This window comes from Pseudomonas sp. Leaf15 (assembly GCF_001421425.1).
Taxonomy (GTDB): domain Bacteria; phylum Pseudomonadota; class Gammaproteobacteria; order Pseudomonadales; family Pseudomonadaceae; genus Aquipseudomonas; species Aquipseudomonas salomonii.
Genome location: NZ_LMKI01000013.1, coordinates 114,785 through 139,888 on the forward strand (window position 1 = coordinate 114,785; position 25,104 = coordinate 139,888).

The 25,104-nt window shown below is 61.5% G+C and carries 17 protein-coding genes; 9 read left to right on the forward strand and 8 right to left on the reverse strand.

All coding sequences use genetic code 11. From position 1 onward, the window contains the following. Positions 1 to 152: 152 nt before the first annotated feature. A complete protein-coding gene (locus ASE80_RS13160) occupies positions 153 to 2,249 on the forward strand; it encodes a putative bifunctional diguanylate cyclase/phosphodiesterase (protein WP_056859293.1) in 2,097 nt (698 codons plus the stop codon). Positions 2,250 to 2,303: 54 nt separating this feature from the next. Further along, entirely contained in the window at positions 2,304 to 3,050 is a 747-nt protein-coding gene (locus ASE80_RS13165) for an SDR family oxidoreductase (protein ID WP_056859294.1), read from the forward strand. Positions 3,051 to 3,166: 116 nt separating this feature from the next. Here the strand turns inward: ASE80_RS13165 and mapR are convergent, their stop codons facing one another. The 3 genes from mapR to ASE80_RS13180 form a co-directional block, all read right to left on the reverse strand. Next, positions 3,167 to 4,576 (reverse strand): GntR family transcriptional regulator MpaR, encoded by a 1,410-nt coding sequence (mapR, locus tag ASE80_RS13170; protein ID WP_056859295.1) that lies wholly within the window; start codon positions 4,574 to 4,576, stop codon positions 3,167 to 3,169. Between the two features lie 157 nt (positions 4,577 to 4,733). Next, complete coding sequence (gene ccoG, locus ASE80_RS13175; RefSeq protein WP_056859296.1) at positions 4,734 to 6,143, reverse strand: cytochrome c oxidase accessory protein CcoG; 1,410 nt, start codon at positions 6,141 to 6,143, stop codon at positions 4,734 to 4,736. A 184-nt stretch (positions 6,144 to 6,327) separates the two neighbouring features. Next, complete coding sequence (locus tag ASE80_RS13180) at positions 6,328 to 6,567, reverse strand: DUF3203 family protein (RefSeq protein WP_056859297.1); 240 nt, start codon at positions 6,565 to 6,567, stop codon at positions 6,328 to 6,330. A 161-nt stretch (positions 6,568 to 6,728) separates the two neighbouring features. Between ASE80_RS13180 and ASE80_RS13185 the strand changes: the two genes are divergently transcribed. Next, positions 6,729 to 7,226, forward strand: a complete 498-nt coding sequence (locus ASE80_RS13185; protein WP_056859298.1) for an MgtC/SapB family protein — start codon at positions 6,729 to 6,731, stop codon at positions 7,224 to 7,226. A gap of 14 nt (positions 7,227 to 7,240) precedes the next feature. On the opposite strand, the gene ASE80_RS13190 is transcribed toward ASE80_RS13185, so the two are convergent. Together ASE80_RS13190 and ASE80_RS31120 are read right to left on the reverse strand one after the other, a co-directional pair. Further along, positions 7,241 to 8,851, reverse strand: coding sequence for a hypothetical protein (locus ASE80_RS13190; RefSeq protein ID WP_133257347.1), 1,611 nt, complete (start codon positions 8,849 to 8,851; stop codon positions 7,241 to 7,243). A 207-nt stretch (positions 8,852 to 9,058) separates the two neighbouring features. Continuing rightward, positions 9,059 to 9,217: a hypothetical protein gene (locus tag ASE80_RS31120; RefSeq protein WP_164488398.1), complete on the reverse strand. Its 159-nt coding sequence runs from the start codon at positions 9,215 to 9,217 to the stop codon at positions 9,059 to 9,061. Between the two features lie 203 nt (positions 9,218 to 9,420). On the opposite strand from ASE80_RS31120, the gene ASE80_RS13200 reads away from it, so the two are divergent. From ASE80_RS13200 to ASE80_RS13215, 4 genes are all read left to right on the forward strand, one after another. Continuing rightward, positions 9,421 to 11,409, forward strand: coding sequence for an alpha-1,4-glucan--maltose-1-phosphate maltosyltransferase (locus ASE80_RS13200; RefSeq protein WP_056859301.1), 1,989 nt, complete (start codon positions 9,421 to 9,423; stop codon positions 11,407 to 11,409). A gap of 206 nt (positions 11,410 to 11,615) precedes the next feature. Continuing rightward, positions 11,616 to 14,963 carry a maltose alpha-D-glucosyltransferase gene (gene treS, locus ASE80_RS13205; RefSeq protein WP_056859302.1) on the forward strand — a complete coding sequence of 1,116 codons (3,348 nt, stop codon included), beginning with the start codon at positions 11,616 to 11,618 and terminating at the stop codon, positions 14,961 to 14,963. Beyond that, the gene (gene glgB, locus ASE80_RS13210; protein ID WP_056859303.1) at positions 14,960 to 17,197 is read left to right on the forward strand and encodes a 1,4-alpha-glucan branching protein GlgB; all 2,238 of its coding nucleotides are present in this window, start codon (positions 14,960 to 14,962) and stop codon (positions 17,195 to 17,197) included. The genes treS and glgB overlap by 4 nt, the downstream gene beginning before the upstream one ends. Positions 17,198 to 17,248: 51 nt before the next feature. After that, positions 17,249 to 18,415 carry a GGDEF domain-containing protein gene (locus ASE80_RS13215; RefSeq protein WP_056859304.1) on the forward strand — a complete coding sequence of 389 codons (1,167 nt, stop codon included), beginning with the start codon at positions 17,249 to 17,251 and terminating at the stop codon, positions 18,413 to 18,415. Positions 18,416 to 18,419: 4 nt separating this feature from the next. Here the strand turns inward: ASE80_RS13215 and ASE80_RS13220 are convergent, their stop codons facing one another. The 3 genes from ASE80_RS13220 to ASE80_RS13230 form a co-directional block, all read right to left on the reverse strand. Then, complete coding sequence (locus ASE80_RS13220) at positions 18,420 to 20,606, reverse strand: GAF domain-containing hybrid sensor histidine kinase/response regulator (protein ID WP_056859305.1); 2,187 nt, start codon at positions 20,604 to 20,606, stop codon at positions 18,420 to 18,422. Positions 20,607 to 20,768: 162 nt separating this feature from the next. Next, a complete protein-coding gene (locus ASE80_RS13225) occupies positions 20,769 to 21,620 on the reverse strand; it encodes a CAP domain-containing protein (RefSeq protein ID WP_056859306.1) in 852 nt (283 codons plus the stop codon). 81 nt (positions 21,621 to 21,701) lie between these two features. Then, positions 21,702 to 22,916, reverse strand: coding sequence for an MFS transporter (locus ASE80_RS13230; protein WP_056859307.1), 1,215 nt, complete (start codon positions 22,914 to 22,916; stop codon positions 21,702 to 21,704). A 113-nt stretch (positions 22,917 to 23,029) separates the two neighbouring features. Between ASE80_RS13230 and ASE80_RS13235 the strand changes: the two genes are divergently transcribed. Beyond that, positions 23,030 to 23,935 carry a LysR family transcriptional regulator gene (locus ASE80_RS13235; protein ID WP_056859308.1) on the forward strand — a complete coding sequence of 302 codons (906 nt, stop codon included), beginning with the start codon at positions 23,030 to 23,032 and terminating at the stop codon, positions 23,933 to 23,935. Positions 23,936 to 23,955: 20 nt separating this feature from the next. Further along, positions 23,956 to 24,627 carry a GNAT family N-acetyltransferase gene (locus ASE80_RS13240; RefSeq protein ID WP_056859309.1) on the forward strand — a complete coding sequence of 224 codons (672 nt, stop codon included), beginning with the start codon at positions 23,956 to 23,958 and terminating at the stop codon, positions 24,625 to 24,627. The last annotated feature ends 477 nt before the right edge of the window (positions 24,628 to 25,104 follow it).

A 25,104-nucleotide genomic window follows, 5' to 3' on the forward strand; every position in this document is an offset into this window, starting at 1 on the left:
GCAGGTGGCATTTTAAGGTCAGTAGATTGGCGTCAAAATGCCACTAATGGCCCCTTGATAATTAATCAAACCGGCAATAATTATTCTCGCTACAATCGCCCGCTTTGTCATTTGGCACGGGCGTTTCAGGCCCGTCAGTCTTGAGAAATCCCATGCTGATCGGTAGCTATTCCCCCTCTCTGGTCGTGATCTCCCTGTGCGTTGCGATCCTGGCGTCCTACACCGCGCTAGACCTGGCCGGCCGTATTGCGACCGCCAGGGGGCGCGCAGCGTACCTGTGGATGACCGGCGGGGCATTGGCCATGGGCGTGGGCATCTGGTCCATGCACTTTATCGGCATGTTGGCGTTGCGCCTGCCCTTTGCCCTCGGGTTTGACCTGGGCATCACCGCGCTGTCGTTATTGATCGCGGTGTTATCCAGTGGCTTTGCGCTGTGGCTGGTCAGCCAGCCACGTCTGCCGGCCTGGCAGTTGGGGTTTGGCGCGCTGGTGATGGGCGCAGGGATTGCCTGCATGCACTACACCGGCATGGCCGCGATGCGCATGACCCCGGGCATCGATTACGACCCCGCGCTGTTTGGCGCCTCGTTATTGATCGCCGTGGTGGCGTCCGGCGCGGCCTTGTGGATCGCGTTCAACCTGCGGCGCAACACGCCTTACGTACGCCTGGCGCGGGGTGGCGCTGCGGTGGTGATGGGCATTGCGATCGTGGGTATGCACTACACCGGCATGGCTGCCGCGCGTTTTGATGACAACAGTTTCTGCGGCGCAGCGCTGACGGGCCTGAGTGGCAAGGGCCTGGATAACCTGGTGCTGGTCACCTCGCTGGCGGTGTTGATCATCGCGCTATTGACCTCGTTGCTCGACGCCCGGCTTGAAGCCCGCACCGCGGTGCTCGCTGACTCACTGACCCTGGCCAACCAGGAGCTCACCCACCTGGCCCTGCATGACATGCTCACTGGCCTGCCCAATCGCACCTTGCTCGCCGACCGCATTCAACAAGCCATCCAGGCCGTCATGGAGCAGGGTGGTTGTTTTGCGTTGATGTTTATCGACCTGGACGGTTTCAAGCCGGTCAATGATGCATTTGGCCACCATATGGGTGACCAATTGCTGCGCGAAGTAGGTTTGCGCCTGCGCGAGGACCTGCGCAGCCAGGACACCCTGGCGCGCATCGGTGGCGATGAGTTTGTGCTGCTGGTGCAGTTGACCCAGCCGGACGACGCCATGGGCCTGGCCGAACGCCAGGTCGGCTTGATCAATCGTACGTTCAAGGTAGCCGAGCATGAACTGAAGATCTCCGCGAGCATCGGCATCGCCATGTTCCCCGGTAACGGTGTGAACCCGCAGGAACTGCTGATGAACGCTGACGCCGCGATGTACCACGCCAAGGGCATGGGCAAGAACGGCTACAGCTTCTTTGATGTGTCGATGAACACCAATGCACGCAAACAGCTGCAGTTGTTGCAGGACCTGCGCAACGCCGTTGAGCACGAGCAGTTCCGCCTGTACTACCAGCCCAAGTTCGACGCGCTCAGCGGTATTGCGGTCGGCGCCGAAGCGTTGTTGCGCTGGGAGCACCCGCAACAGGGGCTGTTGTTGCCGGCGATGTTTATCGAGCTGGCGGAAAAAACCGGGCTGATTATTCCCATCGGCGAATGGGTGCTCAACGAGGCTTGCCGCCAGATGGCTGTCTGGTACGCGCAGGGTTATGAAGACTGGCGCATTGCGGTCAACCTCTCGGCGCTGCAGTTTTGCCATGCCGGGCTGGTCAGGAGTGTCGCGGCGGCGTTGGAGCGTCACCGCTTGCCGGCCAACAGCCTGACCCTGGAAATCACCGAAACCACCGCCATGAGCGATGCCGATGCGAGCATGACGGTGTTGCAGCAACTGTCGGAAATGGGCGTGGACCTGTCCATCGACGACTTCGGCACCGGTTATTCGAGCCTGATGTACCTCAAACGCCTGCCCGCCAACGAGCTGAAGATCGACCGTGGGTTTGTGCGGGACCTGGAACACGACAGCGACGACGCCGCCATCGTCTCGGCCATCGTTGCCCTTGGCCAGGCACTTGGGCTGCGCATTGTCGCCGAAGGGGTGGAGACTGATGTGCAGCAGAGTTTCCTTACACGCTTGGGGTGCAACACCTTGCAAGGCTACTTGCTGGGTCACCCATTGCCGGCCGAGGGTTTCATGGCCGACATCCAGCGCGCCGAAGACGCCTTGACGCCTGACAAAAGCCGTGGATGACGGGTATTCTTGGATCCAACCTTAAACCGTTGGTTTATTCAGGAGACCGCACCCATGGACAAAGTCGTCATCATCACCGGAGGCAGCCGTGGTATAGGCGCCGAGACGGCCTTGCTGGCAGCACGCCAGGGCTATCGCATTTGCATCAACTACCAGTCCGATGAGGCGGCGGCCCAGCGTGTGCTGGACCAGGTGCGCGCCTTGGGTGCACAAGCGATTGCGGTGCGGGCCGATGTCAGCATCGAAGATGAAGTGGTCGCATTGTTCAATCGTGTTGACGCCGAGCTGGGGCGCGTGACGGCACTGGTCAACAACGCCGGCACCGTGGGGCACAAGTCGCGGGTCGATGAAATGTCCGAGTTCCGCATTCTTAAAATCATGAAGACCAATGTGCTGGGGCCGATCCTGTGCGCCAAGCAGGCGGTGCTGCGCATGTCGCCCAAGCATGGCGGGCAGGGCGGCAGCATTGTCAACGTGTCGTCGGTCGCCGCGCGCCTGGGTTCGCCGGGCGAATATGTCGACTATGCCGCGTCCAAGGGCGCGCTGGATACCTTCACCATCGGCCTGTCCAAAGAGGTGGCGGGTGAAGGGATCCGTGTCAACGCGGTGCGCCCCGGCTACATCTTTACCGACTTCCATGCCCTGAGCGGTGACCCGGACCGCGTCAGCAAGCTGGAGTCCGGCATTCCCATGGCCCGTGGCGGGCGCCCGGATGAAGTGGCGGAAGCGATTATCTGGTTGCTGTCGGACAAGGCCTCGTACACCACCGGCAGTTTTCTCGATTTGGGCGGCGGCCGTTGAGGCTTTAGCGCCAGTCAAGGCGCCATCGCGGGCAAGCCCGGCTCCCACAGTGGAACGCATGTCACTGCGGGAGCCGGGCTTGCCCGCGATGGCGTCTGATAAGGCAACAACCGAGCCTAAAAGGACCGCACAATGCGTCCGAGTGTTTCCATGGCCTTTTCCGATGCCTCGGTCCACGGGCTGCCGTAGTTCAAGCGAATGCAGTTTCTGAAGCGCTGGGTCGCCGAGAAAATCGGCCCCGGCGCAATGCTGATGCCCTGGGCCAGGGCCATCTGGAACAGCTTCAACGAATCGGTGTGCTCCGGCAGTTCCAGCCACAGGAAATAGCCGCCGGCCGGCTGGCTCACCCGCGTCTGTGCCGGGAAATACCGCGCGATCGCGGCCAGCATGGCGCTCTGCTGTTCTTCCAGTGCATAACGCAATTTGCGCAGGTGCCGGTCATAGCCGCCGTGTTGCAGGTAGTCGGCAATTGCCGCCTGGGCCGGCATCGAGGGGCACAGCGAAGTCATCAGCTTCAGGCGTTCAACCTTCTGCGCATAGCGCCCGGCCGCGACCCAGCCGACGCGATAGCCGGGCGCCAGGCTCTTGGCGAAGGAGCCGCAGTGCATCACCAGCCCTTCGGTGTCGAAGGCCTTGGCCGGTTTTGGCGCGTGCTGTCCGTAATACAGCTCGGCGTACACATCATCCTCGATCAGTGGCACTTGATGGCTGCGCAGCAGTTCCACCAGCGCCTGTTTCCTGGCTTCCGGCAGGGTGGCGCCCATGGGGTTCTGGAAGCTGGTCATGGTCCAGCAGGCCTTGATCGGGTAGCGCTCCAGGCTTTGCGCCAGGGCATTGAGGTCGATGCCATCGCGCGGGTGCACGGGAATCTCCACCGCCTTGAGCTTCAGGCGTTCGAGCACTTGCAGGCAGGCATAGAACGCCGGGGCTTCGATAGCGACCAGGTCGCCCGGCTCGGTCACCGCTTGCAGGCACAGGTTCAGCGCTTCGAGGGCGCCGTTGGTGATCAGCAGCTCTTCCATCGGCAGCATCAGGCCGCCCACCATGTAGCGCAGGGCAATCTGGCGGCGCAGTTGCGGGTTGCCCGGCGACATGTCGGTGACCACAAGACGCGGGTCCATCTCACGGCTGGCACTGGCCAGCGAGCGCGCCAGGCGTGGCAGCGGGAACAGCATGGGGCTGGGGAACGCCGAGCCGAACGGCACGGTGTTGGGGTCCTTGATGGAATCGAGTACTGAAAACACCAGCTCACTCACATCGACTTCGGTGGATTCGTGCACCTGTTCACTCACCACCGGCTCGGAAAACGGGCTGGGCGCGTGAGTGTTGACGAAGTAGCCGGAGCGCGGCCGCGCACGAATCAGGCCACGGCGTTCCAGCAGGTAGTAAGCCTGGAACACCGTGGACGGGCTGACGCCGTAGGTCTGGCTGGCATAGCGCACCGACGGTACCCGCTGGCCGGGGCCGAGCACGCCGGAGCGAATCAGTTCTGCGATGTCATCGGCGAATTTTTCGTAGCGTTTCATGGGGGCCTGATTAACTTTCTAAAAAATTGAACGCCGACTCAATGTGGGAGCTGGCTTGCCTGCGATGACGGTGGCTCATTCAATATCATCCTTGCCAGACTGGGCGCCATCGCAGGCAAGCCAGCTCCCACACTTGATCTTCTGTGTGTGTTGGATATCAACGATTCAACGGCGCCACAAAACGGCTGTCTGCTGCGCTGTAAATCCACGGCTCATCCACATCCACAACCCTGAAGCGCAAGGTCTGCGAGCTGCTCGCCGGTTTATCGGCCAGCAACGCCACCGACACCGGCACGTCACTGATTTCCCCCGGCGCCAGGCTGATCCGGGTCTTGCCTTGCAACTGGAAGCCCTCGGCGTCCACCAGTTCCAGGCGGTAGTCCTGGCGCTGCTGGGTCTTGTTGATGACCTTCAAGCTGTAGATGTTTTCGATCAGGCCCTGGCTGTTTTCACGGAACATGCCACGGTCCTTGGTCACGTCCAGCGACACCATTGGCCGTTCAATCAAGGCCACCACCAACGCTGCGATCATCACCAGCAGCACGGCACTGTAGCCGATCAGGCGTGGCCTGAGCAGGTGGGTTTTGCCACCTTGCAGTTGATGTTCGCTGGTATAGCTGACCAACCCGCGGGGGTAGCCCATCTTGTCCATGATCGAATCGCAGGCGTCGATGCACGCCGCGCAGCCGATGCACTCCATTTGCAGGCCGTCACGAATGTCGATGCCGGTGGGGCACACCTGCACGCACAGTTGGCAGTCGATGCAATCCCCCAGGCCAACCTGCGCCGGTTTCACCTCGCGTTTACGCGGGCCACGGCTTTCGCCACGCGCCGCGTCGTAGGAAATGGTCAGGGTGTCTTTGTCGAACATCACGCTCTGAAAGCGCGCATACGGGCACATGTGCATGCACACCGCTTCACGCAGCCAGCCGGCGTTGATGTAGGTGGCGGCGGTAAAAAACAGCACCCAGAACAGGCTCACACCGCCCATTTGCCAGGTCAGCAACTCAGCGGCCAGCGGGCGGATGGGCGTGAAGTAGCCGACGAAGGTCAGCCCGGTCAGCACGCTGATACCCAGCCACAGCGTGTGTTTGGCCGAACGCCGCGCCAATTTGTTCAGGCTCCACGGCGCCGCTTGCAGTTTGATGCGCTGGTTGCGTTCACCTTCGGTGACCTTTTCACACCACATGAACAACCAGGTGAACGAGCTTTGCGGGCAGGTATAGCCGCACCACACGCGGCCGGCAAATACGGTAATGGCAAACAGGCCGAACGCGCAGATGATCAACAGCGCCGACAGCAGGATGAAATCCTGGGGCCAGAACGTGGCGCCGAAGATGTGGAATTTGCTTTCGGCCAAGTCCCACAGCACGGCTTGGCGGCCGGACCAGTTCAGCCACACGGTGCCAAAAAACGCCAGGAACAGCACCGCGGCGCCGCTCACCCGCAAGGAGCGGAACAGGCCGGTAAAACTGCGGGTATGGATCAGGTTGTCGCTGGATTTGGCCTTCACCTTCTTTGGGTGTATGGGCTCAAAGGTGTCCACGGTTGGGATTCTTTCGCTCATGGTCGTTCGCTCATCAGCCTCCATCAGGCCAATGGACTATGGGCGTCAGGCTGTTTACATAACAGACTCAGGTAGGGCGATAAAAAGCGGATCAGATGGGTTGATTACCCGCCGCTGCGACAATCTGCTGCACCCCGTGCGGCCTGGGGTGCAGCGGTGTTGGAGCAGGGTTGATACAGATCAGTCAAATCACCGAATCACTGTCGGTCGCCTTCAAGTGTTTGCGCCCGTCTGTGGCACCGGCGACGGTCAATGCGTCGGCTTCGGCTTCGGTGATATAGATCCGATCGGCATTCAATTGCACGAAAGACATGGCTTTGGCGCTGTCGGTGTTCACCGTCACATCGGCGGCGAGCAGGCGTTGTTCCTGGCCGTTCTCATCAATCTTGAAGAAACATGTCTGGTTTTCGATACGTACAGGCATGGTGCGCTCCTTTTTCATAGGCAGGTAATTACAGGCAGGTAATCACAGGCAAGTCGTCATAGCCCTTAAGCGTTAGGGCGCCTGACGCTGCCCAGCGTTCCAGGCAACTGACTGGCGGTCGCCGCTGTCCATGGTTTATCACTATAAAAAAGGACATGAGCATGAACGCCTGGTGGCTCGAAGTGTGGCAAACCCTGCAAGCCGAGTTCGCGGACATCGGTGACGCCAAGCAACTCACGCAAATCACCGTCCGCCTGCTTATCGCCGCGATACTGGGCGGCATCCTGGGCTTTGAGCGTGAACACAAGGGCAAGGCGGCCGGGGTGCGCACCCATATGCTGGTGGCATTGGGCGCCGCGCTGTTTGTGCTGGTGCCACAGATGTCCGGCAGCCAGGCGGATGCCATGAGCCGGGTATTGCAAGGGGTTATCGCCGGGATCGGGTTCCTGGGCGCCGGCACCATCCTCAAGGGGAAGGAGGACGAGGAGGGACAGCACGTCAAGGGCCTCACCACGGCTGCCGGCTTATGGATGACCGCCGCCATTGGCGTGGCGGCGGGTATGGGGCGTGAATCCACGGCGGTGCTCAGTACACTGCTGGCGCTGGCGGTGTTCAGCGTGATGCCGATGATCGTCAAGCGATGGGACAAGGACGTGTAAACCCGCCTCTTGAGTTAAGGCTTACGCAGCAAGGCCTGGAGGTTTCCCGGGCTCACCACGAATCTGGCCCACCTTTTGAGCCTGGTCTGCATTTCCGGGTCAGGGAACCAGGTATCGAGTGAACCCTTTTTCAACAGGTCTTCGATTGCTTTGACCCGCTCCATGCTTTCCTGGGTGTGAGGTTCGCGCAGGATCTTGACGATGCTGTCATTGCTCAACAACTCATAAAGTTGATTGAGCTTCGCCTTGGCGTCGTCCGACAAGGGGGACGTCGGCTGACTGTGGACTTCATCGGTGCTTGCGGGCTTATCGGGCGTTTTGACCTGAGGTGCGGCTCTTGGGCCAAGGCTTTCGGAGACCGAGCCTTGGGGCTGCTTGTCGGTCGACGTTCCGGAGTTTGGCGTGTTGCCCGCGTCGCGCAGCAAGGCCTGGAGGTTTTTCGGGCTCACCAGGTGTCTGACCTGCTTTTTGAGCTTGGTCTGCATTTCCGGGTCCGGGAGCCAGGCGTTGAGTGACGTGTCGTTCACCAGGTCTTCGATTGCTCGGAGCCGCTGCCTGCTTTCCTGGCAGTGAGGGTTGCGCAGGGTCTTGACGATGTTGTCAGGGCTCAACAGCTCGTCAAGTTGTTTGAGCTTCGCCTTGGCGTCGTCCGACAGGAGAGGTGTCGGCTCAGTTTGGACGTTATCGGCGCTTGCGGGCTTATCGGGCGCTTTAACGTGAGGCGCAGTGCGTGGGCTGGGTTTTCCCAGGGGTGGCTGCTTGTCTTGATCGGCGGTTTTCAGCGGTTTTTTGCCGGGTTCACCCACGGCGTTATCGGGCTTGCTATCGGTCTTGGGCGGCTGGAAGGGTTTGCCCAGCTCAATGAGCTTTTTAGTGAGTGGATCGCTCTGCTGGGTACGTTGGCTGGCGTCCAGATCCAGCCTGCGCTGATTTTCCTGCATGATTTCGATGCTGCGCCACGGCGAATCTGCATCGGCTTTGCCTTGGTCGTAGGGTGCCTGTCCAAAGTTTGCCCCGAGTGTCGCTTCGCGCTGCACGTGGCGTATGTACTTTTCGCTTAGCAACTCGCCGATTTTGGTTCGTACCTCTTCTACATACTTCGGGTTCTTGTGCAGGCTTTTGATCGACTCCTCATTCAGCGCCTTACCCAGTTCCTCCAGTTTGTATTGGTTTTCCGTCGAATCGGGGTCCCTCATCATTTGAACGAGCTTGCCATGTTCAAGCATATCGGCGATTCGTTTAACTTTAGCCTTGGCCTTATCCAGCGCTTCGGCTTCGTCTTTGGCGTCGGGTGCGGTCTGGGCATGCTCGGTGCTGGGGGGGGTGTCGGTCGCTTGATTATTCGGCGGCGCCGCGTTGCCGGGAGAAGGCTTTTTGGGTGGCGCTTTTGGCGACCGTACGTTCACGCCTGCCTTGGAAGGTTTTTGGGTTGGCGTTTTTGGCGACGGTACGTTCACGCCTGCCTGAGAAGGCTTTTGGGGTGGCGTTTTTGGCGACGGTACGTTCACGCCGACCTGAGAAGGCTTTTGGGGTGGCGTTTTTGGCGGTGGTACCTTCGCGTCTGCCTGGGGCGAGGTCAGTGGTGGTGGCATCCACGTTTGGGGCGGTATCGAGGATATCGACATGATCAGTACTCGCAAGGGGAGAGAAAAGGACCCTTTCAAGTCATTCGTCTGGCTTGGGTCCACGCGAGCTGATTCTCGGACAGTGGGCGCTGCTATAGCGTTAAGAGCTCTCTCTACTGTAAGTAGGATGTTTCTGTAGTACTTGCCCGCAAAGCGCCGGTTTGCGAGCAAGTAGCGGTGGGCAGGGGTGGCTCGTGCAGCCCTACTTCATACGATAACCGGCGGCATGGTCGTGGGCGGCTCTTCCACCGCAGGTGGCTCCTGTTCGGGTGGCTCTTTTTCCGGAATCGGTTGCGGTTCGCTGGGCGGCAGAGTGGGGTTGTCGATATTCGGGTCCGGGGTTTCAGCCGGGATCGGGATATTCATCGGTGTGGCCTCCTTTGTGCTTTGCTCTATCGGTGGACAACCGAGGGGCAGGTTTGATTCCCGCCCAATGGCGGCACATCCACCTGAACTTTTCATCGCAGCCCAGGCTCGGACCTATTACGGCCCTGCTCAGGGAGAGCGGTGCCGTCTCAGAATTCGGATCAAGCAAAGAGCGTCCACAGGGCGTAAGGGGAAGATGCTCGATGACTGCTGAAACACTGACTCCAGAAGACTCCATATTGCCGTTATCCCAGGCGTTGCTGCTGCCCAGGATCGCGATTGAAAGCACCACACCCGTGATTGACGGCGGTGAATTTGCAGTGAAGGCCGTGGTCGGCCAGCGCGTCAACGTTACCAGCAAGGTATTTGCCGACGGCCATGACAAGCTCGCGGTGCTGATCCGCTGGCGCCCGCTGCAGGACGAAAGCTGGCACAGCGTGGTGATGACCGATGTGGGCAACAATGGCTGGGAAGGCGCGTTCACCGTGGCTCAGCAGGGGCCGCACGAATACTGCATTGAAGCCTGGATCGATACCTTCGCAAGCTTCTGCTACGAGCTGCGCAAAAAACATGAGGCCGGGGTGCCGGTCAGCCTGGAGCTGCAGGAGGGCCGCAGCCTGGTGTTGCAGGCCGCCGAGCGCAGCGACAATGAGTTGCGCGACCGCCTGATGCTGCTGCACCACGAACTGTCGGGCCTGCTGGAAACCGAGCAGGTCGCGCAGTTCCTGCACGAAGACAGTGCACATTTGATGACCCAGGCCGACCACCGCGCCTACTTGAGCGTCAGCACGGTGTACCCGATCGACGTGGAGCGCGAGGCCGCACAATTTGCCAGTTGGTACGAGCTGTTTCCGCGCTCGATCACCGACGATCCGGCCCGCCATGGCACCTTCAATGACGTGCATGCGCGGCTGTCGATGATCCATGACATGGGCTTTGACGTGCTGTACTTTCCGCCGATCCACCCGATCGGCCGCAGCCATCGCAAGGGCAAGAATAACTCGCTGACCGCAGGCGCCGATGACCCCGGCAGCCCTTATGCGATTGGCAGCGAGGAGGGCGGCCATGAAGCCATCCACCCGCAGTTGGGTAGCCGCGACGACTTTCGCCGGCTGGTCAAGGCCGCCGCCGAACATGGCCTGGAAATCGCCCTCGACTTTGCCATTCAGTGTTCCCAGGACCACCCGTGGCTCAAGCAGCATACGGGCTGGTTCAACTGGCGCCCGGACGGCACGATCAAATACGCCGAAAACCCGCCGAAGAAATACCAGGACATCGTTAACGTCGACTTCTACGCCGCCGACTCGATCCCGAGCCTGTGGACCGAGTTGCGCGACATAGTCGTAGGTTGGGTCGAAGAGGGCGTGAAAACCTTTCGCGTGGACAACCCGCACACCAAGCCGCTGCCGTTTTGGCAATGGCTGATCAGCGACGTGCGCTCCAGGCACCCGGAGGTGATCTTCCTGGCCGAAGCCTTCACCACGCCAGCCATGATGGCGCGCCTGGGCAAGGTCGGTTATTCCCAGAGCTACACCTACTTCACCTGGCGTAACACCAAGGCCGAGCTGAGCGAGTACCTCACGCAGCTGAACGAATCGCCATGGCGCGAGTGCTACCGGCCGAATTTTTTTGTGAATACACCGGACATCAACCCAGGTTTTCTGCACGAATCCGGGCGCCCGGGTTTTCTGATTCGCGCCGCGCTGGCCACCATGGGCTCGGGCCTGTGGGGCATGTATTCGGGGTTTGAACTGTGCGAAGCGGCGCCGGTGCCGGGCAAAGAGGAATACCTGGACTCGGAGAAATACGAGATCCGCCCTCGGGACTTCACGGCGCCCGGCAACATCATTGCCGAGATCGCCCAGCTCAACCGCATTCGTCGGCAGAACCCGGCGTTGCACACCCATCTGGGCTTGAAGCTCTACAACGCCTGGAACGACAACATCCTGTACTTCGGCAAGCGCAGTGACGATGGCAGCAACTTTATCCTGGTGGCGGTCAACCTTGACCCGTTCAATGCCCAGGAGGCCCATTTCGAATTGCCACTGTGGGAGCTGGGCCTGCCGGACGACGCCGAGACACAAGGTGAAGATCTGATGAATGGCCATCGCTGGACCTGGTATGGCAAGAACCAGTGGATGCGCATCGAGCCGCAGATGCCATTCGGGATCTGGCGTATCACCGTCTCCTGAGCCTGACAGGGATTAACTGTCAGGGATCAACTGTGGGAGCTGGCTTGCTGTGGCGAGCAAGCTTGCTTGCGCTGGGGTGCGAAGCGCCCCCAAGAGCGGGCTCCAGCTGCGCTGTCGTACGGGAGCAAGCTCCCTCGCCACAGCAAGCCAGCTCCCACCTTGATCGCATGTCTTCCGCACAATTTTCAGTGTTCCAGGAGTTTCCAATGGCGAAGAAACCCACCCCAGCCACTTTTATCAAAGACCCGCTCTGGTACAAGGACGCGGTGATCTACCAGGTTCACGTCAAATCCTATTTCGACTCCAATAACGACGGTATCGGCGACTTTCCCGGGCTGATCGCCAAACTCGATTACATCGCCGATCTGGGCGTCAACACCATCTGGTTGCTGCCGTTCTACCCGTCGCCGCGTCGCGACGATGGCTATGACATCGCCGAATACCGGGGTGTGCACAGCGACTACGGGACCATGGCCGACGCCAAGCGCTTTATCAGCGAGGCGCACAAGCGTGGCCTGCGGGTGATCACTGAATTGGTGATCAACCACACGTCCGACCAGCATCCCTGGTTCCAGCGGGCGCGCAAGGCCAAGCCGGGTTCGGCGGCGCGGGACTTCTACGTGTGGTCCGATGACGACCAGAAGTACGACGGCACCCGCATCATTTTCCTCGACACCGAAAAGTCCAACTGGACCTGGGACCCAGTCGCCGGCCAGTACTTCTGGCACCGGTTCTACTCGCACCAGCCGGACCTCAACTTCGACAACCCGCAAGTCATGAAAGCCGTGCTGTCGGTGATGCGCTACTGGCTGGACATGGGCATCGATGGCCTGCGTCTGGACGCCATTCCCTACCTGATCGAACGCGATGGCACCAATAACGAGAACCTGCCGGAAACCCACGGCGTGCTCAAACAGATCCGCGCCGAGATCGATGCGCACTATCCCGACCGCATGCTGCTGGCCGAAGCCAACCAGTGGCCGGAAGATACTCAGCTGTACTTCGGTGACAAAAAAGGCGACGACGGCGATGAATGCCACATGGCCTTCCACTTCCCGCTGATGCCGCGCATGTACATGGCGCTGGCTCAGGAAGATCGTTTCCCGATTACCGATATTTTGCGCCAGACCCCGGAGATCCCCGCCAACTGCCAGTGGGCGATCTTCCTGCGCAACCATGATGAACTGACCCTGGAGATGGTCACCGACAAAGAGCGGGACTACCTGTGGAACTACTACGCCGCCGACCGCCGCGCGCGCATCAACCTGGGCATTCGTCGACGCCTGGCGCCGCTGATGGAGCGTGACCGTCGCCGCGTTGAACTGCTCAACAGCCTGTTGCTGTCGATGCCCGGCACGCCGACGTTGTACTACGGCGATGAAATCGGCATGGGTGACAACATCTACCTGGGCGACCGCGACGGCGTACGCACGCCGATGCAGTGGTCCATCGACCGTAACGGCGGCTTCTCGCGCGCCGACCCGGCCAGCCTGGTGCTGCCGCCGATCATGGACCCGCAATATGGCTACCTGTCGGTCAACGTCGAAACCCAGGCCCAGGACCCGCATTCACTGCTGAACTGGACCCGGCGCATGTTGGCGGTGCGTAAGCAGTCCAAGGCTTTTGGGCGTGGCAGCCTGAAAATGCTCTCGCCGAGCAACCGCCGCATCCTGGCGTATACCCGTGAGTTCACCGGCGACGATGGCCGCACGGAAACCATCCTCTGCGTGGCCAACGTGTCGCGCAGCGCCCAGGCGGCCGAGCTGGACTTGTCCGCTTTCGCCGGCATGGTGCCGGTGGAGATGCTCGGCGGTAACGCGTTCCCGCCCATCGGCCAGCTGAATTTCCTGCTGACGTTGGCGCCATACGGTTTCTATTGGTTTGTGCTGGCGGCCGAAAACCAGATGCCCAGCTGGCATGTTGAGCCGGCGCAGAGCATGCCGGATTTCACCACGCTGGTGCTTAAACAACGCATGGAAGAATTACTCGACGAGCCGTGCCGCACTACCCTGGAACACACCTCGTTGCCGGCATGGTTGCCCAAGCGGCGCTGGTTTGCCGGTAAAGACACAGCTATCGATCAGGTGCGGATTGCCTACGGCGTGCGCTTTGGCGACCCACAGCACCCGGTGCTGCTCAGCGAGGTCGAGGTGACCAGCGGCGGCCAGGTCAGTCGTTATCAATTGCCGTTCGGCTTTTTAGCCGAAGACCAGTTCACCAGTGCCTTGCCCCAGCAACTGGCGCTGGCCCGCGTCCGCCGGGGGCGCCAGGTCGGTTTGGTGACCGATGCCTTCAGCCTGGAACACTTTATCCGGGCGGTGATCCAGGGCTTGCAGGCCGGCACGGTGTTGAACACCCACGAAGGTGATTTGCGTTTTGAAGCCACGCCGCACCTGGCCGCCTTGCAACTGACCGATGAGACGCAGGTGCGCTACCTGTCGGCCGAGCAATCCAACAGTTCGGTGGTGGTGGGCGAGAGCCTGGTGCTCAAGCTGATCCGCAAAGTCAGCGCCGGGGTGCACCCGGAGCTGGAAATGAGCGCTTACCTCACGGCCGCCGAATACCCGAATATTTCGCCGTTGATGGGCTCGATGATTCGTCGCGATGGTGAGGGCCAGGACAACCTGCTGATGATTGCCCAAGGCTACCTGAGCAACCAGGGCGATGCCTGGAGCTGGACCCAGAACAACCTGGAACGTGCGATTCGCGACGAGCTGGCCCAAGCGATTTCCGAGCAGGAGCAGCATTACAACGCCCTGGGCGAGCTGCAGGATTTTGCCGGTTTGCTTGGCCAGCGCCTCGGTGAAATGCACGCGGTACTGGCAGCGAAAACCACCAACAAAGATTTCAAGCCCGAGACCACCACGGCCAAGGACACCCAGGCCTGGGCCAAGGACGTCGGCGCGCAGATCGACCGCGCGCTGCAGTTGTTAAAACTTCATCAAAGCCAGTTGAACCCCGCCGATCAGGCGCTGGTCAGTGAAATGCTGGGGCAGAAAAAAGCGCTTGCCAGCAATGTCCAGGCCCTGGCGAAAGCCACGGCGGGCGGTTTGCGCATTCGCGTCCACGGTGACTTGCACCTGGGGCAGGTCCTGGTGGTCAAGGGCGATGCGTACTTGATCGACTTTGAAGGCGAGCCGGCGCGCCCGCTGCATGAACGGCGCGGCAAGCACAGCCCGTATAAGGATGTAAGTGGTGTGCTGCGCTCGTTTGATTACGCCGCCGCCATGGCCCTGAATGTGCAAGGCGTGGATCACTCGCCGCAAGCGGATACCGCCCGCAAGCGTGTGACTGACCGTTACCTGAGTGAGGCGCGCAGCGCATTTATCCAGGCTTATCATCAGGCTACGTCTACACTGGCGCATGACTGGCAGGATGCCAACGGCCAGGACGCAGCGCTGACGTTGTTCAGCCTGGAGAAGGCCGCGTACGAAGTGGCTTACGAAGCAGAAAATCGCCCGACCTGGTTGCCGGTGCCCCTGCAAGGGCTGCACGGTTTACTCAGCGGGCTGGTATCTCAAGCGAATAATGCACGCGGTGGGGAGACGTCATGAGTTTTACACAGAGAGAACCGCTGCAAGCGAAGTTGACCGCCATGCCGGCGCCCAAAGATGTAGAGGCGCTGGTGCGCGCGGAACACCCGGACCCTTTTTCCATCCTGGGGCCGCACGATGACGAGCAGGGCGGGCAATTTATCCGCGCGTTCCTGCCCGAAGCCTTGAGCGTCCACGTATTGGCCCGCGATAGCGGTGAAACCATCGGCAGCCTGGACGCGACCCAGGTGCCGGGTTTGTTTGTCGGGCATTTTTCCACGCGTCAGGCTTACCTGTTGAAGATCCAGTGGGCCGGCGGCGAACAGATCACCGAAGACCCTTACAGCTTCAGCCAATTGCTGCTGGGCGAAATGGACTTGTACCTGTTTGCCGAAGGCAATCACCGTGACCTCGGCAATTGCCTGGGCGCGCAGGTCACCAGCGTCGACGGCGTGCAGGGTGTGCGTTTTGCGGTGTGGGCGCCGAATGCGCGGCGCGTGTCGGTGGTGGGCGACTTCAATATCTGGGACGGCCGCCGTCATCCGATGCGCCTGCGGCATCCGTCTGGCGTGTGGGAAATCTTTATCCCACGCCTGCAAGCGGGTGCAGCCTACAAGTACGAGATTCTCGGCGCCCATGGGATTCTGCCGCTCAAGGCCGATCCGATGGCACTTGCGACTCAATTGCCGCCCGACACTGCCTCGAAAGTCGCCGCGCCGTTGCAGGTCGACTGGCAAGACCATGAATGGATGCAGGCGCGTGCCGACAAACAGAAAGCCTCGGCACCCTTGTCGATCTATGAGCTGCACGTGGGTTCCTGGCAGTGCGAACTGGATGAGGCCGGCGAAGTGTCGCGCCAATATGGCTGGCGCGAACTGGCCGAGCGCTTGATTCCCTATGTGCAGCAACTGGGCTTTACCCATATCGAGCTGATGCCGATCATGGAACACCCGTTCGGCGGCTCCTGGGGTTACCAGGCGCTGTCGCAGTTTGCGCCGAGCGCACGCTTTGGCTCGCCGGAAGACTTCGGGTTTTTCGTCAATGCCCTGCACCAGGCCGACATCGGTGTGATTCTGGATTGGGTGCCGGCGCATTTCCCCACCGATACCCACGGCCTGGCGCAGTTCGACGGCACGGCCTTGTACGAGTACGCCAACCCGCTGGAAGGTTTCCACCAGGACTGGGACACGCTGATCTACAACCTGGGCCGCACCGAAGTGCACGGCTTTATGCTGGCTTCGGCGTTGCATTGGCTCAAACACTTCCACATCGACGGTTTGCGCGTGGATGCGGTGGCCTCGATGCTGTATCGCGACTATTCGCGTAAAGCCGGGGAGTGGGTGCCCAACCGCCATGGCGGTCGCGAGAACCTGGAGGCCATCGACTTCCTGCGCCATCTCAATGATGTGGTCGCGCTGGAAGCGCCGGGCGCACTGGTGATCGCCGAAGAATCCACGGCCTGGCCGGGCGTCAGCCAGAGCACGCAGCAAGGCGGCCTGGGCTTCAACTACAAGTGGAACATGGGCTGGATGCACGATTCGCTGCACTACATCCAGCAAGACCCGGTGTACCGCGCTCATCATCACAATGAGCTGAGTTTCGGCCTGGTGTATGCGTGGTCCGAGCGGTTTATCCTGCCGATCTCCCACGACGAAGTGGTGCACGGCAAGCATTCACTCATCGACAAGATGCCGGGCGATCGCTGGCAGAAATTCGCCAACCTGCGCGCTTACCTGAGCTTCATGTGGATGCACCCCGGCAAGAAGCTGTTGTTTATGGGCTGCGAATTCGGCCAATGGCGCGAGTGGAACCACGACCAGCAGTTGGACTGGTACTTGCTGCAATACCCCGAACACCGCGGCGTGCAGAAACTGGTGGGTGACCTGAACCGCCTGTACCGCGAAGAACCCGCGCTGCACGAGCAGGACGATGCGCCCCAAGGCTTCCAGTGGTTGATTGGCGACGACGCAATCAACAGCGTCTATGCCTGGCTACGCTGGAGCAAGGACGGCAAGCCGGTGCTGGTGGTGGCCAACTTCACCCCGGTGCCGCGTGAGGGCTATACGGTCGGTGTGCCGTTTGCCGGGCGCTGGAGCGAGGTGATCAACAGCGATGCCGATACGTATGCCGGCTCCAATTATGGCAACGGCGGCGAAGTGTTCACCCAGGAGGAGCCGCGCCATGGGCAACCGGTGTCGCTGTCGCTGAACCTGCCGCCGTTGGGCGTGTTGATTCTGCGGCCGGAAGCGCTTTAAAGGCTCTAGCGTGGTGGATTCTGTTGTCCGCGCTACTGGCAGGGTGCCACAATGGCGCCTTTGTCGTGGCAGTCGAAGCGGGCGTATTTCATGAACGGCCTTGGGCGTGGGCGAGACCCGGATGAACTTATCGAACAGCAGGTGCGAACCGACCGGTTGCACCAGCTGTTTCGCCAATCGTTCTCGGCCATTTTAGGCAGCTACCTGGGCGCTGTCATGCTTTGCTGGCTGTGCTGGAGCCGGTTTGACCACGAGGTCATGCTGGCCTGGCTGGGGGTGCTGGCGTTGACCTCGCTGGTGCGGGTCAAGCTGTTCACCGACTGGTTTCGCTGCCCCGACAGCGAGCGCACGCCCGCGCGCTGGGAGCGCCGCTATTGGGTCACGCTGATGCTGTCAGCCGGCACCTGGGGCCTCGGCGCCCTGGCGGTGATGCCGACGGATGATCGCGTCTCCCAGGTGCTGGTCATGCTGTTTACCGTGGGCATGTCGGTCAGCGCGGTGTCGTGTTATTCGGCCTATCGCTATATGACCCTGGGTTCCATGGCGCTGGTGCTGTTGCCGTGCACCCTGTGGTTGCTGTTCCAGCCGGCGCCGATGCAGGTAGGCGTGGCGATTGCGGTGCTGGTGTTCTCGACCTTTGTGGCCAGCGCCACGCGCAAGCTCTCGGATGCGCTGGAAAAAGCCTTTCGCCTGACCCGACAGATGGAGCGTGCCCACCATATCTCCACGCGTGCCGCCCAGACCGACGAACTCACCGGGCTGATGAACCGTCGCGCGTTTTTCGAACAGGCCCACCTGCTGTACGCGCAATGCCGCCACAACCAGCAGCCGCTGAGCGCCCTGATGCTGGACATGGACCACTTCAAGGACATCAACGACACTTACGGCCACCAGGCCGGTGACCAGGTGTTGCGCCAGATTGGCGGGGTGATCAGCGCGTCGTTTCGCCAGGCCGACGTTTATGGTCGACTCGGCGGTGAAGAATTCGCGGTGTTGCTGCCCAACACCTCGCTGGAAACCGCACAGGGCATCGCCGAGCAACTGGTCCAGGCGATTTCAGGCCTGAGTTCCGAGCCGGTAAAAGGCTTGACCGCCAGCCTCGGTGTGGCCACGACCCGCAGCCATGATCAGGACTTGCACAGCCTGATGAACAACGCCGACAAAGCGCTGTACCGCGCCAAGGCCATGGGCCGTAATCAGGTGGCCGTCGCGCAGTAGCGGGTCATTCCTTGAGCATCGACCTGGCCAATGCCCGCGCCACCTGGTCGGCGGAGTAGGGCTTGGGGAGGAATTCGAAGCCTTCATAGCCGCTGTCGGCCAGTTCTTCGCTGTAGCCTGACGTGAGCACCACCGGCAAGTCGGGGCGGCGCTCGCGCAGCAGTTTGCTCATTGCCACGCCGGTCATGCCGGGCATCACCACATCCGAGAAAATCGCGTCAAACGCCATGCCGTCCGGGCCGGCCAGCGCGAGTGCCTGCTTGGCATCGGTGGCCCAGGTGGTCCGGTAGCCCAGGTCCTGCAGGATCTGGTTGGCGAAGCGGCCAACCTCAAGGTTGTCTTCGACGATCAGGATGTGACGCGCCGCCGTGTAGGGCACCGGGCCTTGGTCTTCCTGAACCGGGCAGGCCTGCACGGCCACAGGCTCGGCCTCGGGTAGGTAAAGGGTAAACACGCTGCCCTGGCCGAGGTTGCTGGTGACGTCGACGTTGCCACCGGATTGTTTGGCAAACCCGAACACCTGGGACAAGCCAAGCCCGGTGCCTTTGCCCACCGCCTTGGTGGTAAAGAAGGGTTCGAAAATGCGCTCGACGGTGTCAACGGCAATGCCGCTGCCGGTGTCGGCCAGGGCAATGCTCACAAAGGGCTGGTTTGATTCGGCATCGCCACGGATACGCGGCAGCCTGGCGATGTGGGCCACGCGCAGGGTCAGGGTGCCCTGGCCCTCCATGGCATCGCGGGCATTGAGCGCGATGTTGATCAGCGCGGTTTCAAATTGGCTGGAGTCGACGCGCACATGGCACGGCCGCTGTGGCAGTTCCAGCTGCACGCGGATACGCGCACCGGTGAGGCTTTCGAGCATCTCGCCGATGTTCTTGACCCGCAGGCTCACATCGAAGACTTCCGGGTTAAGCGGCTGGCGGCGGGCAAACGCGAGCAATTGGCTGGTGAGTTTGCTGGCCCGCTCGACGGTGTCGGACACCGCGCTCATGTAGCGTTGGCGGCGCTCTTCGGATAACCCCGGCTGGCGCAGAAAATCCACCGAGGAGCGGATGATGGTCAGCAAGTTGTTGAAGTCGTGGGCCACGCCGCCGGTCAACTGGCCGATGGCTTCGAGCTTTTGCGACTGGCGCAGCGCGGCTTCGGCCTGGGCCAGTGCCAGGGTGCGTTCCTCGACGCGTTGCTCCAGGGTAGTGTTGAGTTCGGCAAAGGCTGCCAGGCCTTCACGCACATGGGCGTCGGCGCGCACGCGCTCGATATGCGCCCAGGAGCGTTCGGTGACTTCGCGCAGCAACGCCAGGTCGTAGCTCGACCACAACCGCGGGCGTTTATCGTGTACCGCCATCAAGGCCGTCAGCCGGCCATTCTTGATCAAGGGCATGCAGATGGTGGCGCTGACCCCCAGTGCCTGAAAGGACGCCGATTCCTCTGGCGGCAGCTCGCGCAGGTTGTCATGGATCACCAGTGGCTCTCCGGCGCGCAGGCATTTGACCGCCGTCTCGCCAAAGGCCGCCAGGCTGTAGTGGCCGATGATACTGGGCGAACCGGGTGCTACCCAATTGTCGCGGATGGTGAAGCCGTCTTCATCGGCGTCCATATCGGCGTAGGCGCAGTTGCTCACCTGCAGGTGTTCGGCCACTAACTGGGTGGTGCTGGTCAGAATGGTTTCGGCATCGGCCGCATTGGCCACCGTGTGGCTGATGGCATCCAGCACCGCCAGGCGACGGGCGAGGAATACCGTGGTGGTGGTTTCCGACACGGTGTCGAGAATGCCCACCACTTTGCCGTCGGTGTCGCGAATCGGGCTGTAGCAAAAGGTGAAGTACGCCTGGTCCCGCGTGGGGCCGCGTTCAATGACCAGGGGGAAATTTTCGATGTAGGTGGCCTGGCCCTGGAAGGCGGCATCGGCGATGGGGCTGATATCCGCCCACACCTCATGCCACACCTCGTTGAAGGGGCGGCCCAACGCGTCGGGCTTGGCGCCCAATATCGGAATGAATGCGTCGTTATAGAGCGTGATCAACTGCGGGCCCCAGACAATCGCCTGGGGAAAGCTCGATGCGAAGCACAGCGCTACGGTGGTCTTGAGTACGTCGGGCCACTGCTCCAGCGGGCCCAGTGGCGTGTTGGCCCAGTCATGCTGGCGAACCCGCTCAGCCATGTCGCTGCTGCTTTGCAGCCAATTCATCATTGCGAGAACACCTTGTTTACCACGGTCTGTCGAGGGCCTGAAGCGGTCAGGCTAACAAGCTACAGACCGGAATGAATGCCGCCAGTTCAGCACGATTACACAGGTGATGGCAATTTGATGCTCTATCCAAATGAATAGAGCGGCAGACGGGTCTCAAGCCTTCTATTGCGCGCCGAGAACCCCCGTCCAATAAATGCCGGCATCACTTTTTGGGTCCATGGCGTAGGCCGCGCCCAATTCACGAAATTGCGGGTTCATCAGGTTGGCGCAATGCCCGGGGCTGGCGAGCCAGCCGTCCACCACCTTGCGTGGGGTGTCGAGGCCGGCGGCAATATTTTCACCGATGTTTTTTGCGATGTACCCAGCCAGTTCCGCACGATCGCCAGGTGTGCGGCCGTCATGGTCCAGGTGGTCGAAGAAATTGCCATTGGCCATGTTGCGCGAATGCCCATTGGCGGCGTTGGCCAGGTCATCATTCCACGACAGCGGCGTGGTCGCGGTGAACGCCTGGGTGCCACATTGGCGCGGTTGCTGACGCGCAGCGTTGACCAGCTCGAGAAGTTCTTTGCCCTCGGTCTGCCAGTCACCAAGGCCGCTGGTGAGCAACGGGCGTGCCAGCACAATGCGCCAGTCCTGGCCGCTGTTGCTCACGCCGATATCGACAAACTGTGGGTCCAGCACCACGCGGCAGAAGCTTTCGCGCACAGCCTTCATCGCCGCCTCGGCGTTTTTGGGGCCGGAGAGGCTGATGGCCTGCACGTTAACCATCGGGTAGGCGGCCCGTGCCAGCGCCTGCTGCAAGTCGCCGACATTGGTGGCCGGCAACACCAGCCGCGTATCGCTGGTCAGCGGTGGCAGTTCCTGGGAACCCTGGTTGCCGCAGCGTTGCACCTGGCTGCGGTATTCGTTGATCTGTTGCACCAACTGACTTTCTTCATTCGCCATCGCGCTGGCGCAGAACACCAAACTGGCGGCCAGCGTCGTCAGACCCATCATCAATGACAGCACGCGCATGGACGTTACCCTTGAGCTTGAAAGTGCCCATGATGCGCGAAGTAACCCGGTTTGGGGCAACGCCTTTTTTGTTTTTTTGCCTCAACGGATGTTCTGCGGGCGGATCGTGGCGCGGTTGCGGCCCCAGGCAAAAGTGCCGGCGGTGACGATCAGGGCCAACGCGGCGGCGAAGGTCACGTGCAAGCCAGAGGCAACACTGCGCGGCGCTGCGTGGGCCACAGCGGGGCTGGCCCAGGCAAACACCGCGCCCAGGGCCGAAGCACCGAAAATCAGGCCCAGGTTGCGCGACAGGTTCAGCAGCCCGGAGACTGTTCCTCGGCGTGTCGGCGCGACATCGCTCATCACCGCGGTGTTATTGGCGGCTTGAAACAGGCTGTAGCCTGTCGTCAGCAGGGTCAGGGCGCCGAGGTAAGCGAGCAGTCCCGCCGTCAACGAAAGCGACAGCGCGCCCAGGGCCATCACCCCCAAGCCCGCCAGGGTCATGCGCTGGCTGCCCAGACGATCGGTGAGGCGGCCTGCCGGTACGCCGGTCAGCGCCGCAACACAGGGGCCGACGGCCATGGCCAGGCCCATCCAGGCCGGATCCAGCCCGAGCCCACGGGACAGGTAGAACGGCCCGACCACGAACGTAGCCATGATCACTGCCGCCACCAGTGCGCTCATCGCCAACCCGGCACGCAGCGTCGGGTCTTGCAACGGCTGCCAGAAAGCACCTGCCGGTGCGCGGGCGCTGGCCTGTCGGTCTGTCGGTAAGCAATAAAAGGCGAGGGCGGCGGCCAACAGTCCCAGCGGCACACCGAACGCAAACAACGCGCGCCAGCCCCACAGGCTCAGCAGCACCCCGCCGACACTGGGGCCCATGGCGGTGCCGACTGCCGACATCGTGCCGAGCAAACCCATCACTTGGCCGGTACGCGCTTTGGTCACCGTGTCGCCCACCAGCCCGAGGGTCATCGCCATCATGCTGGCTGCGCCCAACCCTTGCAGGGCGCGCGCGGCAATCAGCCATTTAAGTGTTGGGGCCGCCGCGCACAGTGCACACGCCATGGCAAACAGCAGCAAGCCGGTGAGCAAGACGCGCTTGCGCCCTAAGCGATCGCCCAGGCGGCCGGCGCCGACAATCACCGCCGTAATCGCCAACAAATAGGCGAGCACTACCCATTGCACGGCATGAAACGACACATCAAATGCCTGTGCCAGGCTGGGCAGGCCGACATTGGCAATGCTGGTGCCCAAAGAGGCCAGCAACATGGAGAGCGACAGACTGACGAGCGCGCCACGTGAAGAGTTGTGCATGGACGATTCCTTGAGTGAAGGCAACTGACACAACTCTACGGCTGGGCCTACTATGGCGGAAGACGCATGGGTTGCAGCTAATACCTGCATCAAACGCCTGATTAGGAGCACGTATGCCCGACCTGAATTTGCTTTTTACCCTGGATACGTTGCTCAGCGAAGGCAGTGTCGCCGCTGCCGCCAAGCGCCTGCGCCTGAGCCCTTCGGCCATGAGCCGAGCGCTGGCCCGCCTGCGCGAAACCACCGGCGACCCCTTGCTGGTGCGCGCCGGGCGGGGCCTGGTGCCGACACCGCGGGCGGTCGAACTGCGTGAGCAGGTCAGCCGTTTGGTGCAGGAGGCCCAGGCGGTGCTGCGCCCGGCGCAAGCGTTGGATATGGGCCAAGTGGTACGCACCTTCACGCTGCGCTCCAGCGAGGAGTTTGTCGAAAACCTCGGCCCGGCGTTGCTCGCGCGTATCGCCCGGGAAGCGCCGGGCGTGCGCCTGCGTTTCGTCGACAAAAGCGACAAGGACTCGGCGCTGCTGCGCGAGGGCAGTATTGACCTGTCCATTGGCGTGGTCGACGCCAACGCCAGCCCCGAACTGCTGACCCAGGCGCTGTTCCGTGACCGGCTGATTGGTGTGGTCCGCAGCGGCCATGTGCTGAGCCAGGGTGACGTCAGCGCCGAGCGTTTTGCCCAGGGCCAGCATGTCTACGTGTCGCGCCGTGGTCTCGACCGTGGCCAAGTCGACGACGCGCTGCACGCGCTGGGCCTGACGCGGGACATCAGCACTATCGTCGAAGGCTTTGCCACCGCCATCGCCCTGGCCCGCGATACCGACCTGATCGCCAGCGTGCCCGAACGCTACACCGCCCATCAGCGCGACGGGCTGCACAGCTTTGCGCTGCCGGTAGTCGTGCCGCCGTTCACCGTGGCGATGCTCTGGCACCCGCGCCTGGATGCCGACGTGGCCCACCGCTGGTTGCGCGGCTGTTTGCGCGAGGTGTGCGGGCAGCAGGTACAATCACCGCTGCCTTGATGCTAAACCCAGGAATTTGCATGTTCAGCCTTACCCGCTACACCACCGCGTGCCCCGAGCCGATCAACAGCCAGATCCTGCAGATGGTGGTAGACAACCTCACCGACATCAGCAGCGTGGCATTGCCGCCGAGCAACCTGCTCTACAACATCTATCAATACGCCGTCGGCTTTGAGGTGCACCTGTACCTTGAAGCGCTGAATGGCGCCAAGGGCATCGCGGTTGAACTGGTGGTGGCACTGCAGGGCGAACAGGTGATCGGTTTTTGCCTGTACCTGCCCGTCAAGGATGATCCGCACGCCTGTGGCATCGCCTTTATGGCCGTGCAAGCCGGGCATCGGCGCCAGGGCGTGGCGCGCGCTATGCTTGGCGAGGTGCTGGCGCATTATCCCCATGCAGAACTGGCCTGCTCAGTGGAAAAAGTGCCGGCGTTTAAAGCGATGGGCTTTCAAGTGCGCGGTGCGCGGGGCACCCAGGTGTTGATGAACACGCGCGATTATGGGACCGATGGTTTGATGGGCGTGCTGGACGTGGCTGCGATCTACAGCTCGCTGGAGGTGCGGCAGATTCATACGTACTTGCTGCAAAAACACGGCAAGCGCGCGATGGTTGATGCCGAGAAGCAGCGGGATCGGCACTTGGATCACCTTGCGCGTAAGGTGCAGCTATTTTTAAGCGAGCATCAGGCCTGAATGTAAAAGACCTTCCTTGGGTAGAGGGGGGGTGTGTATATCCGTTGCTGCGGTAACGGCGGCTTAGGGTTCCGCCCTGACGGCGGGTCACTTTTGGCAAACGCCCCAAAAGTAACCAAAAGGTCTGTGCCCCACCACTCGGTGCCTCGCTGTGGCTCGGCATGCCCGCACTCCGGCTTGAATCCGTGGGCCGCCGCGATGGGCCATCCTTGGCCCAGCGCGGCTAACCCGGCGTCCTGCCGGGTTACCCACGGATTCAGTTGACGGGGCGCCTCAGATCAAGATCAAGATCAAGATCTACAGCACGGCGGCCTGAAAGCCGACCTGAGTGGTTGAATCAAAAGCCAGATCAAGTGCAAAGCCAAAGCCTATCTACCTGAYGCCGCGGGGTCTAAATGTGGGAGCGGGCTTGCTCGCGAAAGCGGTGGGTCAGTCAATTCATCTGTCACTGACCCACCGCATTCGCGAGCAAGCCCA

Bases quoted from the DNA above. Each gene is read 5' to 3' on its own strand.
- ASE80_RS13160 (WP_056859293.1), top strand. From the start codon at position 153: ATGCTGATCGGTAGCTATTCCCCCTCTCTGGTCGTGATCTCCCTGTGC.
- ASE80_RS13165 (WP_056859294.1), top strand. From the start codon at position 2,304: ATGGACAAAGTCGTCATCATCACCGGAGGCAGCCGTGGTATAGGCGCC.
- mapR (WP_056859295.1), bottom strand. From the start codon at position 4,576: ATGAAACGCTACGAAAAATTCGCCGATGACATCGCAGAACTGATTCGC.
- ccoG (WP_056859296.1), bottom strand. From the start codon at position 6,143: ATGAGCGAAAGAATCCCAACCGTGGACACCTTTGAGCCCATACACCCA.
- ASE80_RS13180 (WP_056859297.1), bottom strand. From the start codon at position 6,567: ATGCCTGTACGTATCGAAAACCAGACATGTTTCTTCAAGATTGATGAG.
- ASE80_RS13185 (WP_056859298.1), top strand. From the start codon at position 6,729: ATGAACGCCTGGTGGCTCGAAGTGTGGCAAACCCTGCAAGCCGAGTTC.
- ASE80_RS13190 (WP_133257347.1), bottom strand. From the start codon at position 8,851: ATGTCGATATCCTCGATACCGCCCCAAACGTGGATGCCACCACCACTG.
- ASE80_RS31120 (WP_164488398.1), bottom strand. From the start codon at position 9,217: ATGAATATCCCGATCCCGGCTGAAACCCCGGACCCGAATATCGACAAC.
- ASE80_RS13200 (WP_056859301.1), top strand. From the start codon at position 9,421: ATGACTGCTGAAACACTGACTCCAGAAGACTCCATATTGCCGTTATCC.
- treS (WP_056859302.1), top strand. From the start codon at position 11,616: ATGGCGAAGAAACCCACCCCAGCCACTTTTATCAAAGACCCGCTCTGG.
- glgB (WP_056859303.1), top strand. From the start codon at position 14,960: ATGAGTTTTACACAGAGAGAACCGCTGCAAGCGAAGTTGACCGCCATG.
- ASE80_RS13215 (WP_056859304.1), top strand. From the start codon at position 17,249: ATGGCGCCTTTGTCGTGGCAGTCGAAGCGGGCGTATTTCATGAACGGC.
- ASE80_RS13220 (WP_056859305.1), bottom strand. From the start codon at position 20,606: ATGATGAATTGGCTGCAAAGCAGCAGCGACATGGCTGAGCGGGTTCGC.
- ASE80_RS13225 (WP_056859306.1), bottom strand. From the start codon at position 21,620: ATGCGCGTGCTGTCATTGATGATGGGTCTGACGACGCTGGCCGCCAGT.
- ASE80_RS13230 (WP_056859307.1), bottom strand. From the start codon at position 22,916: ATGCACAACTCTTCACGTGGCGCGCTCGTCAGTCTGTCGCTCTCCATG.
- ASE80_RS13235 (WP_056859308.1), top strand. From the start codon at position 23,030: ATGCCCGACCTGAATTTGCTTTTTACCCTGGATACGTTGCTCAGCGAA.
- ASE80_RS13240 (WP_056859309.1), top strand. From the start codon at position 23,956: ATGTTCAGCCTTACCCGCTACACCACCGCGTGCCCCGAGCCGATCAAC.